Raw genomic sequence first — 15,336 nt, forward strand, 5'->3', positions numbered from 1 at the left:
CTTTCATCGCCGCACCATTCTACTTTTCCAATGAGGGGGCCTTGTGCCCCCTCATTTTTCCGTGAGGTTTATCATGGCAAAAGAATATAGCCGCACACAGCGTGTGGCGCAGGAAATGCAAAAAGAGATCGCCATTATTCTTCAGCGCGAAGTGAAAGATCCTCGCGTGGGTATGGCGACCGTCTCCGGGGTTGAAATGTCCCGCGACCTGGCTTACGCCAAAGTTTTCGTGACCTTTCTGAACGATAACGAGCCAGAGCAGGTGAAAACCGGCATCAAAGCGTTGCAAGACGCTTCCGGATTTATTCGCGTACTGCTGGGTAAAGCGATGCGCCTGCGCGTGGTGCCTGAGCTGACCTTCTCCTACGACAACTCGTTGGTTGAAGGTATGCGGATGTCGAATCTGGTGACCAATGTCGTTAGAAAAGATGCCGAGCGTCGCTCTTCTTCCTCTTCGGATGAAGATCGGGAGGACTGATGGGGCGTCCTCGTCGTCGCGGCCGGGACGTTCATGGCGTTCTGCTGCTGGATAAACAGCAGGGAACATCGTCTAACGATGTGCTGCAAAAAGTTAAACGTCTCTTCAATGCCAACAAGGCCGGACATACTGGCGCNCTGGATCCGCTCGCGACGGGTATGCTGCCGATTTGTCTGGGTGAAGCGACCAAGTTTTCCCAATATTTGCTGGACTCGGACAAACGTTATCGCGTCATTGCTCGGTTGGGCCAGCGGACTGATACGTCGGATGCCGATGGTAACGTCGTCGAAGAGCGTCCCGTTACGTTCACCCCCGAAGCGTTGGCGCAGGCGTTGGATGCATTTCGCGGTACGACCCCACAGGTCCCGTCCATGTTTTCTGCACTGAAATATCAGGGGCGCCCGCTATACGAATATGCCCGTCAGGGTCAGACCGTTCCACGCGAAGCGCGTGAAATTACGGTCTATGAGCTGCAGCAGATTCGTTGGGAAGGGGACGAGCTGGAACTGGAGATCCATTGTTCGAAAGGCACCTATATCCGTACTATCATTGACGATCTGGGTGAAAAACTCGGTTGTGGCGCTCATGTAATTTATCTGCGCCGTCTGCAGGTGGCAACTTATCCGATAGAACGTATGGTCACGTTGGCACAGCTGCAAGTATTGGCCGAGCGTGCCGCTGAAGAAGAGCAGCCAGTCGGCGCGCTGCTTGATCCCTTACTTCTGCCGATGGACAGCGCTGTTCAGGAATTTCCTGAGGTTAATCTGCCGGAAGTCGTTGCCGGATACCTGAAATTGGGACAGGCGGTACGTGCCGCCAACGCCCCGGATTCGGGGATGGTACGCATCACAGAAGGCGACGCGCGGAAGTTTATTGGTATGGGCGTTATCGACGATGAAGGCCGCGTTGCACCTCGCCGTCTGGTGGTCGAATACCCCGAGTCTGAGGTCGTTTGACCGCCTTGCTATCCCCTTATACTGCGGGTAGAATAGCGCGGCTCAAGTACCGGGTCGCTGAATTAGAGATCGGCACCCTTTTTATCTTATATAATATTATTGGAGTTCTACTATGTCTCTAAGCGTTGAAGCTAAAGCAAAAATCGTTGCAGATTTCGGTCGTGATGCTAACGACAGCGGTTCTACCGAAGTTCAGGTTGCACTGTTGACTGCGCAGATCAACCACCTGCAGGGCCACTTTGCTGAGCACAAAAAAGATCACCACAGCCGTCGTGGTCTGCTGCGCATGGTCTCTCAGCGTCGTAAGCTGCTGGACTACCTGAAGCGTAAAGAAGTAGCGCGCTACACCAGCCTGATTGAGCGTCTGGGTCTGCGTCGCTAATCCGACGAGTTTCAGTAGAAAGGGGCCTATTATGGCCCCTTTCTTCTAGGATGCGTTGCTGAAACAGAGTAATGTATTGTTGAAGTGAAAAATGGTCCGTTATTACAGCTATTCGCGCGGCTAATGAGAGACTTTATTCTGCTGGAGAGCAGATTGAAGATTGTCATTAGTCGCGAGGATGTAGTGACTGGATCGGGTGTAAACTGGTCTGTGGCGTCCGAGATAAGTGGCGCGGCAACCCTTCGTGATACAAGGATATAATTTTGCTAAATCCGATCATTCGTAAATTCCAATATGGTCAGCATACCGTCACTATCGAAACCGGTATGATGGCTCGTCAGGCTACTGCTGCCGTTATGGTTAGCATGGACGACACCGCAGTATTCGTTACCGTTGTTGGTGCTAAACAGCCTAAACCGGGTCAGGGATTCTTCCCGCTGACCGTCAACTATCAGGAGCGTACATACGCTGCTGGCCGTTTCCCGGGTGGTTTCTTCCGTCGTGAAGGCCGTCCGAGCGAAGGCGAAACGTTGATTTCTCGCCTGATCGACCGTCCTATTCGTCCTCTGTTCCCGGAAGGTTTCCTGAATGAAGTTCAGGTTATCGCTACCGTTGTTTCTGTGAACCCGCAGGTAAACCCGGACATCGTCGCTATGATCGGTGCGTCTGCTGCGCTGAGCCTATCCGGCATTCCGTTCAACGGCCCAATCGGCTGCGCTCGCGTCGGTTACATCAACGACCAGTACGTGCTGAACCCGACCACTGATGAGCTGAAAGAAAGCCGTCTGGATCTGGTTGTCGCCGGTACCGAAGGTGCTGTGCTGATGGTGGAATCAGAAGCTGACCTGCTGAGCGAAGATCAGATGCTCGGCGCGGTTGTGTTCGGTCACGAACAGCAGCAGGTTGTGATCGAGAATATCAATTCTCTGGTCGCTGAAGCTGGNAAGCCGAAATGGGAATGGCATGCGCCAGAAGTGAATGAAACGCTGTACAGCCGTGTTAAAGCGCTGTCCGAATCCCGTCTCGGTGACGCTTACCGCATCACCGAGAAGCAGGAGCGTTACGCTCAAGTCGATGTCATCAAAGCGGATGTCGTTGCCACGCTGCTGGCCGAAGATGAAACGCTGGATGAAGGTGAAATCAGCGACATCCTGGGTAGTATTGAGAAGAATGTTGTTCGTAGCCGTGTTCTGAGCGGCGAGCCGCGTATCGATGGTCGTGAAAAAGACATGATCCGTGGTCTGGACGTTCGCACTGGCGTTCTGCCGCGTACGCACGGTTCCGCACTGTTCACCCGCGGTGAAACTCAGGCGCTGGTGACAGCCACTCTGGGTACCGAACGTGACGCGCAGACGATTGACGAACTGACCGGCGAGCGCACTGACCGCTTCCTGCTACACTATAACTTCCCTCCTTACTCTGTGGGTGAAACAGGTATGGTCGGATCGCCGAAGCGTCGTGAAATTGGTCACGGTCGTCTGGCGAAACGCGGCGTGTTGGCCGTTATGCCGAAGGCGAGCGAATTCCCGTACACCGTACGTGTGGTTTCTGAAATCACAGAATCCAATGGTTCTTCATCCATGGCTTCCGTATGTGGTGCTTCTCTGGCGCTCATGGATGCAGGCGTGCCGATCAAAGCGGCTGTTGCCGGTATCGCGATGGGCCTGGTGAAAGAAGGCGAGAACTTCGTCGTACTGTCTGACATTCTGGGTGATGAAGACCACCTGGGCGACATGGACTTCAAAGTCGCGGGTAGCCGTGATGGCGTCACCGCGCTGCAGATGGACATCAAGATCGAAGGCATTACCCGCGAAATCATGCAGGTGGCGCTGAACCAGGCTAAAGGTGCGCGTTTGCACATCCTGGGCGTGATGGAAGAAGCGATCAGTACGCCGCGTGGCGATATCTCTGAATTCGCACCGCGTATCCATACCATCAAAATCAGCACTGATAAGATCAAAGATGTGATTGGTAAAGGCGGCTCAGTCATCCGTGCTCTGACCGAAGAAACCGGCACGACGATCGAAATCGAAGATGATGGTACGGTGAAGATTGCTTCTACCGACGGTGAAAAAGCTAAACACGCGATTCGCCGTATCGAAGAGATCACGGCTGAAATCGAAGTCGGCCGCATCTATCAGGGTAAGGTAACCCGCATCGTTGACTTCGGCGCGTTTGTAGCCATCGGCGGCGGTAAAGAAGGTCTGGTTCACATCTCTCAGATCGCCGACAAGCGTGTTGAGAAAGTAACTGATTATCTGGAGATGGGTCAGGAAGTTCCCGTTAAGGTATTGGAAGTCGACCGTCAGGGTCGTGTCCGCCTGAGCATGAAGGAAGCGACTCCTCAGTCTCAGGAACCTGCGGTAGCCCCCGACGTAGAATAACGGATAATCATTTAGCAGCTCCTTACCGAGTTAGGGAGCTGCGTGTATGATGGGGATCGGATATCCTTATAGATACCGTCGCGGGACAGGATGTTCATCCTTTGTTTGTCTTCTTCGGGAGTGGGTAATGAAGCCTTTCTTGCGCTGGTGTTATGTCGCGGCAGCACTCATGCTTGCAGGATGCAGTAGCATGGATTGGCGCAAAAATACCGTTTTGGCGGTCCCGTTGCAGCCCACGCTGCAGCAGGAAGTCATTCTGGCTCGTATGGAGCAAATCCTGGCCAGTCGAGCGCTTACTCCTGATGAACGAGCACAGCTGTTATATGAGCGCGGAGTGCTGTATGATAGCTTAGGGTTACGGGCATTGGCGCGGAATGATTTTTCACAAGCGCTTTCTATCCGTCCCGACATCCCAGAGGTCTTCAATTATCTGGGGATTTACTTAACGCAGGCAGGCAATTTTGATGCTGCCTATGAAGCGTTTGATTCTGTACTAGAGCTTGATCCAACTTATAATTATGTGCGTCTCAATAGGGGGATCGCCTTGTACTACGGCGGTCGGTACCAATTGGCGCAGGATGATCTGCTAGCGTTTTATCGAGACGATCCCAATGATCCTTTCCGTTCCCTGTGGCTGTATCTGGTCGAGAGAGAAATCGATCCTGATAAGGCCATAAGCGCATTAAGAACGCGCTACGAGGGAGCAAAGAAAGGTGTGTGGGGATGGACTATTGTCGAATTCTACCTGGGCGATATCAGTGAAAAGACACTGATGCAGCGCTTGCAGGAAGAAGCAAAGGATAACACTTCGCTCGCTGAGCATCTCAGTGAAACTGACTTCTATTTAGGTAAGCACTACCTAAGTCTGGGGGACAAGGACACCGCTTCGGCGCTGTTCAAGCTGACGGTGGCTAACAATGTTCATAACTTTGTTGAGCACCGCTATGCATTGTTGGAATTGGCGCAGTTAGGCCAAGAGCAAGACGACCTATCAGGATCGGACCAGCAATAGCTGACGAACAATACTCAGCCTGGAATCAAAATGATTTCTATCGCCTTTACTGGTGAGGGCTTTTTTGTTCGCTTTTTAATCCAATTTGAGCCGGTTCACACTTTTCAATGAAAATGACTGAAAATTTTCTCGACGAGTTATGTAGACTGGCCGCCATCTACGAGGCACGTGTACATGACTAAGCTTGAAACCTCTTTTGCCGATTTGGGGCTGTCTGCTCCGATTATTAATGCCCTGACCGATCTGGGCTACGAAAAGCCTTCGCCGATCCAGGCGGAATGTATTCCTCACCTGCTGAATGGCCGTGATGTGCTGGGTATGGCACAGACAGGCAGCGGTAAAACCGCCGCATTTGCGGTGCCGTTACTGAATAACCTGAAACCTGAATTGAAAGCACCGCAGATTCTGGTGCTGGCGCCGACCCGTGAGCTGGCGGTTCAGGTATCTGAAGCTTGTAATGATTTCGCTAAACACATGCATGGCGTCAACGTGGTTGCCCTGTACGGCGGCCAGCGTTATGACGTACAGCTGCGCGCTTTGCGTCAGGGACCCCAGATCGTGGTCGGTACACCGGGCCGTCTGCTTGNCCACCTGAAACGTGGCACGCTGGACCTGTCCAATCTGAGCGGTTTGGTTCTGGATGAAGCCGATGAAATGCTGCGTATGGGCTTCATCGAAGACGTAGAAAACATCATGGCGCAGATCCCGGCTGAACATCAGACCGCGCTGTTCTCCGCGACGATGCCGGAAGCGATTCGTCGTATTACTCGTCGTTTCATGAAAGATCCACAGGAAGTCCGTATTCAGTCAAGTCTGACGACGCGTCCGGATATCAGCCAGAGCTACTGGATGGTGCACGGCGTTCGTAAAAACGAAGCGCTGATCCGTTTCCTTGAAGCGGAAGATTTCGATGCGGCGATTATTTTCGTACGTACTAAAAACGCGACGCTGGAAGTAGCTGAAGCGCTGGAGCGCAGTGGTTACAACAGCGCAGCGCTTAACGGCGACATGAACCAGGCTCTGCGTGAACAAACGCTGGAGCGTCTGAAGAACGGTCGTTTGGATATCCTGATTGCAACTGACGTTGCTGCACGTGGTCTGGATGTTGACCGCATCAGCCTGGTCGTCAACTACGATATCCCGATGGATGCGGAATCTTATGTTCACCGTATCGGCCGTACCGGTCGTGCGGGACGCGCCGGTCGTGCGATCCTGTTCGTTGATAACCGCGAACGTCGCCTGCTGCGTAACGTCGAACGCACTATGAAGCTGACTATTCCTGAAGTGGAACTACCGAACGCGGAACTGCTGGGCGAACGCCGTCTGGCCAAGTTTGCCGCCAAGGTTCAGGTCCAGTTGGAAAGCAGCGATCTGGATATGTACCGCGCGCTGCTGGCTAAACTACAGCCGCAGGAAGAGCTGGATATGGAAACGTTGGCTGCCGCACTGCTGAAGATGGCGCAGGGCGAACGTCCGCTGATTTTGCCGCCGGATCCGGTATTTGATCGCCGTCCGCGTCGTGAAATGCGCGATCGTGACGACCGCTTCGACCGTCGCCGTGAAGGGGGACGTGATGGTGAACGTCCGCAGCGCCGTGAACGTCGTGATGTTGGCGATATGGAACTGTATCGCATTGAAGTTGGCCGTGATGATGGCGTTGAAGTTCGTCACATCGTGGGCGCGATTGCGAATGAAGGCGACATCAGCAGCCGTTACATCGGTAACATCAAACTGTTCGGTACTCATTCCACGATTGAGCTTCCGAAAGGGATGCCTGGCGATCTGCTGTCACACTTCACTCGTACGCGTATTCTCAACAAACCGTTGAACATGCAGCTTCTGGGCGATGCTCAGCCGCACGAGCGTCGTGAAGGTGGGCGTGGTGGCCGTTCATTCGGCGATCGTCCTACCGGTGGTCGTCCCGCTAATGGCGGTCGTGGTCGCTCCTTCAGCGGCGAACGTCGTGAAGGCGGTGGTGAACGTCGCGGTAACCGTGCACCTCGTCAGCCGTCCAATTCCTAATCACTTTGGACTAACGTGGTAACACGCATCAAGCCAGCCTTCGGGCTGGCTTTTTTTGTCAGTCGATTCTTGCTTCTCTAATCACTTCCTGCTGTAACTTCCCCACAATCTCGAATGAACGCAGTCTGGCCTCATGGTCGAAAATTGAGGCGTTGATCATTAGCTCATCCGCCTGAGTTTGCCGCAACAGCATCTGTAATCCATGACGTACCTGCGAGCGATCACCCACGATGGAAAGTCGTAGTGTCTGTTCAACCGAGAGTTGTTCGGCTGGTGTCCAGATGTCATTCATCTCTTGTACCGGCGCGGGCAGCGGCCCCGGCATGCCACGGCGTAAATTGATGAATTGTTGCTGCTGCGACGTGAACAAGAAACGCGCGTGGGAGATGCTCTCTGCGGCGATGACATTAACGCAAACCATCGCATAGGGCTGAGACTGCTGCGCCGAAGGTTGAAATTTATCGCGATAGAGTTGCAGTGCCTGAATGAGCATATCCGGCGCAAAATGGGCGGCGAAAGCATACGGAAGTCCCAGCGCAGCGGCGAGCTGCGCGCTGTACAGACTGGAGCCAAGAAGCCAGATCGGTACGTTAAGACCCTGACCCGGAATGGCCCGCACCGCCTGATCCGGCTGTGCAGGCGCCAGATAACGCTGTAACTCCTGAACATCCGCGGGGAAATCATCCTCTTCGCCGTTTAAATGCCGGCGCAGCGCTATCATGGTGCGACGGTCGCTGCCCGGCGCGCGTCCCAGCCCCAGGTCGATACGTCCCGGATAGAGTGATTCCAGCGTTCCGAACTGCTCGGCGATGACCAGCGGCGCGTGGTTGGGCAGCATAACGCCGCCGGAGCCTAGTCGGATATGTTCGGTACCTGCCGCGAGATAGCCGAGCAGAACGGAGGTGGCTGCGCTGGCGATACCGGTCATATTGTGATGCTCGGCGAGCCAGTAGCGATGATACCCCCATTGCTCAGCATGTCTGACCAAATCCAGAGAGCGGTGAAAGGCGTCGCGCGGGGTTGCCCCAGCAGGAATGGGGGCCAGATCCAGTACGGAAAAAGTGACGGGCTGTTGTGACATAGGCTTGGCTCACCGGATTGAGGGTCAACCCGTTAGCAGGCTAACCGCAGAATAGTATTATTGGATAATCATAGTACGCAATATTCAGCGGCAGTAGCGGATGAGGTGTGCGGATGCCCAAAGTGTAGGGCATCCGGAAAGATCAATCTACCAGCTCCAGGCCGGGCAGGCGGCGCCAGTAGCCGTTGCACTCCTTCTCTTGATGAAGCGACAGCGGCTGTGTGCCGTGTTCGTTGGCGCGGAACTGCTCCAGTACATCCAGCGTTTCTAGCCCCAGCGGCGAGAGCCGGATGATATCCACGAGGCCCTCCATCGAGGTCAGCTCGTTGCCGAGGTTGTAGCAATATCCGCTCTGGGTCTGAATACCATTGAGCACGAATACTTGCTGATTTTCTTGCGACATCACCTTACGCCCCTGTGGATAATGAATGCAGCAGGTTTCACACTCATCCTTGGGCCGATTTTCGGAGCGCGCGGTAAAACAGCGGGCGGAGTAGGCCAGCGGCAGATGACCATAGCTCAGCACCTCGACGTCGAATTTATCGCGGAAGCCGAGTTCGTCGCACTGATTGAGTAAATGTTGTAGCCAGTCGCGCGATAGCTCTACCGGCATACACCAGCGAACCATCCCTTGTTTGTGCAACAGTCGCAACGTATAAGCGTTGTAGCAGTTCAATGCATGCCCGGCGACGAACGGCAGACGATGCTCCTCCGCCATGTTGACGGCGCCGAGATCGTTGGCCTCAAGCAGAAAGTCGCCGNTTTCGACATAACGCTTGAGTTCATTCAACTCTGAGGGTGCTTGCAGCAACGCCAGTGTGGAAATGACCACCTGTTTGCCGCTGGCGGAAACCTGACGGGCGACCTCCAGCCAGTCATTGACCTTCATGCCTCGGCGTTTGCTGCAAACGGTCTCCCCGAGATAGACGATATCCGCGCTGCTGGACATGGCCGCCTGATAAAAGGCCTCAATATCTGCTTTGGGCCAATAGTAAAGGATGGCTCCCAATGCATACTTCATAGTGTTCTCCTGACTACTGCCATTCACGGTGATAAGCGCCCAGCGTGGTTTGAGTCCCTTCGGCTACGGCGCCCAGGGCGTCCATCCATTCAGGGTTGGGGGCATAGCATTCTGGCGATGCCTTGCAGCGGTCGATTGCTTCACGCCACACCCGCGTGACTTGGCTGACATAGGCTGGACTGCGCTGGCGGCCTTCGATTTTCACTGAGGCGATATTCGCAGCCATCAGCTCCGGCAGCAGTGAGAGCGTATTCAGGCTGGTCGGTTCTTCCAGCGCGTGGTAGCGTTTGCCGTCCACCAGATAACGCCCTTTGCACAGCGTGGGATAACCGGCATTTTCGTGATCCTGATAACGGTCGATCAGCACGTTGTTCAGACGAGATTCCATTCCTTTGTCGGTCTGCTGCCAACGGACGAAACGCGCCGGAGAGCAGGCGCCTACGGTGTTGGGCGACTCGCCGGTCAGATAAGAGGAGAGGTAGCAGCGTCCTTCCGCCATGATGCACAGGCTGCCGAAGGCGAAGACTTCCAGCGGCACCGGGCTGGTGCGAGCAAGCTGTTTGACTTGATGAATTGACAGCACGCGCGGCAGGACGACGCGCGCCACGTCGAAGTGTTTTTGATAAAAACGGATAGCCTGTTCGTTCGTTGCCGAAGCCTGCACAGAAACGTGGCGTTCGATATGCGGATAGCGTTCCGCGGCGTATTCCAACGTCGCCAGGTCAGCCAGGATCAGGACGTCGGCGCCGGCGTCTGCGGCGCTATCCACGGCGCGTTGCCAGCGTTGGAAACCGTCTGGATGGGCGAAGGTATTGATGGCGATATGCAGTTTGCGCTTATGCTGATGCACGTAACTACGAGCTTCCTGCAGTTTTTTATCGTTAAAGTTTAGTCCGGCGAAATGTCGTGCGTTGGTATCATCTTTTAGCCCGATGTACACCGCGTCTGCACCATTATCAATAGCGGCTTTTAGCGCCGGCAAGTTACCGGCAGGGCAAAGCAGTTCCATACCTATTCCTTCACTCATCAAGGCCTTCGTTATATTTAAACGGAGGCGATCAATGATGTTGTCTGATTGATGAAGCAGGTTATCAGTCAATTAAAAATTCTGACTAAAAGGCATCTTAGTTAACCCGCTGTGGCAACACTTTGATTTAAACCAGTATATAGTGTGATGAAATTAATATAGCAGACGCGCGTATTTCGTGATTTGAGCGATAACCGGCTACATTGTTGATGTAAGCCGCTGTCGCGAGTTTGCAATGTGGCAAAATGATGCAAGAGTATCGTGTCGTCTGTATCGCTTTAGCTTTAGAGGAGTACGCCAGTGCTGGAACAACTACGGGCGCAAATTGTGCGTCAGGGGCCGGGATTTTTGGGCAAACCGTTAGCGTTAACGCCCTTTTCCGTGCAGCGCCGGATATTGGAGCAACTGCTCAAGTGGCAGTTCCGTCAGGCGCTGGAAGATGGCGATCTGGAATTTTTGGAAGATCGCTGGTTGCAGATTGAAGTCCGGGACATGGGACTGCGTTGGTTTATGACGCAGCGCGAGGGGCGCCTGCTGGTGAGTCGCAACGAAATCGCGGAAGTGACTTTCAGCGCCGATGCCAACGATCTGATTCTGATCGCGGCGCGTAAAGAAGATCCCGATACGCTGTTTTTTCAACGTCGTCTGCGTATCGAAGGGGATACGGAGCTGGGCCTCTACGTGAAGAATCTGATGGATGCCGTTGAGCTGGAAAGCATGCCGACTCCACTGCGTGTTGCGCTGCTGCAGTTGGCGGACTTTGTCGAGTCGGGACTGCGGGAGGGCGCGGATCAGGCTCCGGCACATGCGCCGGCGTCATGCTAATCCGTGTTGAAATTCCCGTCGATGCGCCGGGGATCGATCGCCTGCTACGACGGTCATTTCCGACCCCGGCAGAAGCTGAACGGGTGCAAGCGCTGCGTGAAAGCGCTCAGCTGACGCTGGGCATGGTGGCGACGGATGACGAAGGCGGCGTGGTGGCTTATGCCGCGTTTAGTCCGGTCAGTATTGAAGGGGAAGATCTTCAGTGGGTCGGACTGGCGCCGCTGGCGGTCGATGAGCGCCTGAGAAAGGAAGGGTTAGGCGAGCAACTGGTGTATGGCGGTCTGGATTCGCTCAATGAATTCGGTTACACCGCGGTGGTTGTTTTCGGCGACCCGGCTTACTTCTCCCGTTTTGGCTTTGTCGCGGCGTCGGAACATCAGCTCAGCTGCTGCCGGAAAGATCCCACATCCACCTTTCAGATCTACCCGTTGGCGGACAATCATTTCCAGGGTGTTAGTGGGAAAGTGGAGTTCGCCCATCCGTTCAATTGCGTTTAAATTCGGCTAAAAAGCGGGCGACAGACTCAGGCTGGTCGTGAACCAGCCGCTCTTTCTGCGTTTTACTCAGCTGTTTAATGCGATATTCCCACCGCAGCGCGACAGATCGGTCGCTCGCCTTACACCAATACACTAATGAGAGTTCGCCCTTGCCGCGTAGCGAACGGGCGCCTTTGCCCGCCTGATGCTGAGCCAANCGCCGCGCGGNATCGGTGGTGATGCCGGTATACAGCATGCCGCCGGCGGTACGCAGCATATAGACAAACCAGTCTGGTGATGGGGAATCCTGCATCGTCGTGGCTTTCTCGTTCAAAGATAAACTCATCGTCTATTTTACGGTGTTCTGCGTCTAAAGGTGAATGCTTGTCGCTATGTGGGTCACGGATCATGATGAATTGCCAATAAAGTTCATGATGGCAGAAACGTCATCGTTTATTTATTGCCGCGACATCGGCGTTTTTACATTAATTTCATGACAGATAAAATGAAATTTCATGATCATTTTAGGAATGTTCAATAAAACATAGACAGAGTCATCAATATTTTGAAGATATAAAGTAAATCAGGCGGGGGGTGAATATTTTCTGTCTGTACCAGTGAAAACATAAATGTTATTGAGGGTTTCCAATGAATACTTTTCTTCACCGCGTTATCCTGACTTTGTCATTTTCTTGAACAGCGCGATCAAGATATAAGCTTTTGTCACTGGGGATAAGAAGAGGCGCTGCGCCAAAGTTTTATGCGGCGTCATCCGAAGCGGTATAAAGCGTTCTCTGGTCTGGAATGGATGAAGAGGCCGCATGGGCCTCTCTATCTTATTAGTCAATCAAGAGCAGGGGAGGCACTCATCAGCAATGCAGCACATTGCCGAGTCATCCTTGGGTTTATTAATCACTAGCCCACTTTTGGCCGCTATAACGGGACCAGCGACGGTGGAAAGCAGCAATAAACCACAAATAGAGAGAGCGATTTTTTTCACGAATAACATCCTTATTGAAATATCCCGGAAAATGGAGCGACTATTAAATACTGTTAATCTGAAGGGGTGTCAAGATTTATGACCGGCGATTCCAGGGTTCATAAACCCCCGGTCTCTTGGTATTTATGTCATCGCGCGTGTGGATAGAAATGTGGTCTAAATAGGTCATGTTCCCGGTGGAGGTAAATCATCCGGAAAAAGGTGTGGATAACCCCCCTAATAAGACCTTTGACACGCGTTTTTTGTTGCGCAAACAGAGATAGCGAGTCTTCGTTTTGTGGCTTATTGTTATTTCTGGGAAGCGTCAGCACAAATTATTCACGTTACTGTGGTCCAATAGCGGCAGTAGCAAAGCTTCCTTTTTTATCGGTGATGCGATGTTTGATCTCTTTCTGTAGGTAAACATTACAGGGGGGACGAGAGGCTTGAAGATCACCGTCGACTTTCAATTGGAGTGGCGACATGACTGAAATAACCGCTGCCGCGCAGCGCGCACTAGGGCTAATGGATCTGACGACCCTGAACGACGACGACACGGACGAAAAGGTCAGCGATCTCTGTCGGCAGGCTAACAGCCCTGCCGGTCACACGGCGGCAATCTGTATTTACCCCCGTTTTATTCCGCTGGCGCGCAAGGCGCTGCGTGAACAGGGCACGCCGGAGATCCGTATCGCGACGGTGACCAATTTTCCCCACGGCAACGATGATGTGGCGATAGCGCTGGCGGAAACCCGCGCCGCGATTGCCTACGGCGCCGATGAAGNCGATGTGGTATTTCCTTACCGCGCGATGCTGGCTGGTGAAACGCGGCGCGGTTTCGATGTGGTGCAAGCCTGTAAGCAGGCGTGCGTAGAACGTCAGGTACTGCTCAAGGTCATTATCGAAACCGGTGAGCTTAAAGAGGACGCGTTCATTCGGCAGGCCAGCGAAATCGCAATTAACGCGGGGGCCGACTTCATCAAAACGTCGACCGGCAAAGTGCCTGTCAACGCCACCTTGCACAGCGCGGAGATCATGCTGAACGTGATCAAAGACATGCACGTCGGCGATCGGGTGGGATTCAAAGCGGCTGGCGGCGTGCGCACCGCCGAAGAGGCGGCACGCTATTTGCAGCTGGCAGATAGCATTATGGGCGCGGGATGGGCGGACGCGCGGCACTTCCGCTTCGGGGCTTCCGGACTGTTAAGCAGCTTGCTGAACACGTTGGGGCGCGGCACTGAAACCGCACGTGGCGATTATTAACTATCGCCGCCGGCGGTACCTCTGTCAGTACAGAAGAGAGTGCGACAGAGCAGGTTGGAGGCGTTACCTTGTTGCTAATCCCTGAAATTATTCGTAAGAAACGTGACGGACACCCGCTCAGCGAGGACGAGATCCGCCATTTCGTTAACGGTATTCGCGACAATACCGTGTCGGAGGGGCAGATTGCGGCGCTGGCGATGACGATCTATTTCCATGATATGACCATGGATGAACGTGTGGCGCTGACGCTGGCGATGCGCGATTCCGGCACTGTGTTGGACTGGCGATCCCTCCATCTGAACGGACCGCTGGTGGACAAACATTCCACCGGCGGCGTGGGAGACGTCACCTCGCTGATGCTGGGGCCGATGGTGGCCGCCTGCGGCGGCTATGTGCCGATGATTTCGGGCAGGGGACTAGGGCATACCGGCGGTACGCTCGACAAGCTGGAGTCCATTCCTGGTCTGGATATCTACCCCGACGATGATCGCTTTCGCGAGATGATTCAGCAGGTGGGGGTCGCAATCATCGGGCAAACCCATTCGTTGGCGCCTGCGGACCGGCGCTTCTACGCCACGCGCGACACGACCGCCACCGTTGATACGATCCCGCTCATCACCGCCTCTATCCTGGCGAAAAAACTGGCGGAAGGACTGGATGCGCTGGTGATGGATGTCAAGGTCGGCTCAGGAGCTTTCATGCCGACCTACTCGGCATCAGAACAGCTGGCGCAGGCTATCGTCGGCGTCGCCAATCACGCCGGGTGCCGAACCAGCGCGCTGTTGACCGATATGAATCAGGTGCTGGCATCCAGCGCCGGAAATGCGCTTGAAGTGAGGGAAGCCGTGCGCTTCCTCACCGGCGCGCAGCGAAATCCTCGACTGTTCGACGTCACGATGGCGCTGTGCGAAGAGATGCTGGTGACGGGGAATCTGGCCGCTTCGCCGCAAGATGCCCGGCGTCAGCTCATGGCCGTGCTGGAAAGCGGCCGGGCGGCGGAGGTCTTCGGCCGCATGGTCTCCGCACAAGGGGGACCGAGCGATTTCGTTGAGCGCTATGAGCGCTACCTGCAACCTGCCACGCTGAGTAAACCCGTTTTCGCCGAACGCGAGGGCGTGATCGCCTCTATGGACACCCGCGCCATAGGTATGGCAGTGGTCTCCCTGGGTGGTGGTCGCCTGCGGCCAGATGATACTATTGACCACAGCGTGGGATTGAGCGACATGATTAGCCTGGGCGAACCGGTGGATTCTCAGCGTCCACTGGCCATAATTCATGCCAATACCGAAGTGCAATGGCAGCAGGCCGCACAGCGAATTCAGGCGGCGGTGACGGTAAGCGACCGAGCATCGGAGGCGCATCCGATGGTTTATCGCCGGGTGAACATCTCAGATGTCGACGCCGCTGAATAGTGGGTGGCGCATGGCCCC

At 54.4% G+C, this 15,336-nt stretch carries 15 protein-coding genes; 11 read left to right on the plus strand and 4 right to left on the minus strand.

Annotated features, from left to right (window positions below):
• The first annotated feature begins 73 nt into the window (after positions 1-73).
• From rbfA to RZ35_RS03740, 7 genes are all read left to right on the plus strand, one after another.
• Entirely contained in the window at positions 74-478 is a 405-nt protein-coding gene (rbfA, locus tag RZ35_RS03715; RefSeq protein ID WP_026739642.1) for a 30S ribosome-binding factor RbfA, read from the plus strand.
• Complete coding sequence (gene truB / locus RZ35_RS03720) at positions 478-1,434, plus strand: tRNA pseudouridine(55) synthase TruB (protein ID WP_026742095.1); 957 nt, start codon at positions 478-480, stop codon at positions 1,432-1,434. Before rbfA ends, truB begins: the two co-directional genes overlap by 1 nt.
• Before the next feature lie 112 nt (positions 1,435-1,546).
• Entirely contained in the window at positions 1,547-1,816 is a 270-nt protein-coding gene (gene rpsO, locus RZ35_RS03725; RefSeq protein ID WP_026739644.1) for a 30S ribosomal protein S15, read from the plus strand.
• A 263-nt stretch (positions 1,817-2,079) separates the two neighbouring features.
• Positions 2,080-4,200: a polyribonucleotide nucleotidyltransferase gene (gene pnp, locus RZ35_RS03730; protein WP_026742096.1), complete on the plus strand. Its 2,121-nt coding sequence runs from the start codon at positions 2,080-2,082 to the stop codon at positions 4,198-4,200.
• Between the two features lie 127 nt (positions 4,201-4,327).
• Positions 4,328-5,212, plus strand: a complete 885-nt coding sequence (nlpI, locus tag RZ35_RS03735) for a lipoprotein NlpI (protein ID WP_026742097.1) — start codon at positions 4,328-4,330, stop codon at positions 5,210-5,212.
• Positions 5,213-5,325: 113 nt separating this feature from the next.
• Complete coding sequence (yrbN, locus tag RZ35_RS18570) at positions 5,326-5,394, plus strand: protein YrbN (RefSeq protein ID WP_368073407.1); 69 nt, start codon at positions 5,326-5,328, stop codon at positions 5,392-5,394.
• Positions 5,387-7,234 carry a DEAD/DEAH family ATP-dependent RNA helicase gene (locus RZ35_RS03740; protein ID WP_026742098.1) on the plus strand — a complete coding sequence of 616 codons (1,848 nt, stop codon included), beginning with the start codon at positions 5,387-5,389 and terminating at the stop codon, positions 7,232-7,234. The genes yrbN and RZ35_RS03740 overlap by 8 nt, the downstream gene beginning before the upstream one ends.
• 58 nt (positions 7,235-7,292) lie before the next feature.
• Here RZ35_RS03740 and RZ35_RS03745 read toward each other — a convergent pair whose 3' ends face one another.
• The 3 genes from RZ35_RS03745 to ubiU all read right to left on the minus strand — a co-directional run bounded on the left by RZ35_RS03745 (position 7,293) and on the right by ubiU (position 10,345).
• Positions 7,293-8,315, minus strand: a complete 1,023-nt coding sequence (locus RZ35_RS03745; RefSeq protein WP_026742099.1) for a luciferase-like monooxygenase — start codon at positions 8,313-8,315, stop codon at positions 7,293-7,295.
• Between the two features lie 142 nt (positions 8,316-8,457).
• Positions 8,458-9,336 (minus strand): U32 family peptidase, encoded by an 879-nt coding sequence (locus RZ35_RS03750; RefSeq protein ID WP_026742100.1) that lies wholly within the window; start codon positions 9,334-9,336, stop codon positions 8,458-8,460.
• 13 nt (positions 9,337-9,349) lie between these two features.
• Entirely contained in the window at positions 9,350-10,345 is a 996-nt protein-coding gene (gene ubiU, locus RZ35_RS03755) for a ubiquinone anaerobic biosynthesis protein UbiU (RefSeq protein WP_026742101.1), read from the minus strand.
• 318 nt (positions 10,346-10,663) lie between these two features.
• On the opposite strand from ubiU, the gene ubiT reads away from it, so the two are divergent.
• Positions 10,664-11,188: a ubiquinone anaerobic biosynthesis accessory factor UbiT gene (gene ubiT / locus RZ35_RS03760; protein WP_026739651.1), complete on the plus strand. Its 525-nt coding sequence runs from the start codon at positions 10,664-10,666 to the stop codon at positions 11,186-11,188.
• Positions 11,182-11,685 (plus strand): GNAT family N-acetyltransferase, encoded by a 504-nt coding sequence (locus RZ35_RS03765; protein ID WP_026742102.1) that lies wholly within the window; start codon positions 11,182-11,184, stop codon positions 11,683-11,685. The genes ubiT and RZ35_RS03765 overlap by 7 nt, the downstream gene beginning before the upstream one ends.
• Here RZ35_RS03765 and RZ35_RS03770 read toward each other — a convergent pair.
• Positions 11,672-11,977, minus strand: a complete 306-nt coding sequence (locus RZ35_RS03770; protein WP_026742103.1) for a GIY-YIG nuclease family protein — start codon at positions 11,975-11,977, stop codon at positions 11,672-11,674. The two genes, RZ35_RS03765 and RZ35_RS03770, sit on opposite strands and share 14 nt — an antisense overlap.
• Positions 11,978-13,126: 1,149 nt before the next feature.
• On the opposite strand from RZ35_RS03770, the gene deoC reads away from it, so the two are divergent.
• Entirely contained in the window at positions 13,127-13,906 is a 780-nt protein-coding gene (gene deoC / locus RZ35_RS03780; RefSeq protein WP_026742105.1) for a deoxyribose-phosphate aldolase, read from the plus strand.
• A gap of 68 nt (positions 13,907-13,974) precedes the next feature.
• Positions 13,975-15,318, plus strand: coding sequence for a thymidine phosphorylase (gene deoA / locus RZ35_RS03785; RefSeq protein ID WP_026742106.1), 1,344 nt, complete (start codon positions 13,975-13,977; stop codon positions 15,316-15,318).
• Positions 15,319-15,336: the final 18 nt, after the last annotated feature.

Source organism: Lonsdalea quercina subsp. quercina, assembly GCF_000688655.1.
Classification (GTDB): domain Bacteria; phylum Pseudomonadota; class Gammaproteobacteria; order Enterobacterales; family Enterobacteriaceae; genus Lonsdalea; species Lonsdalea quercina.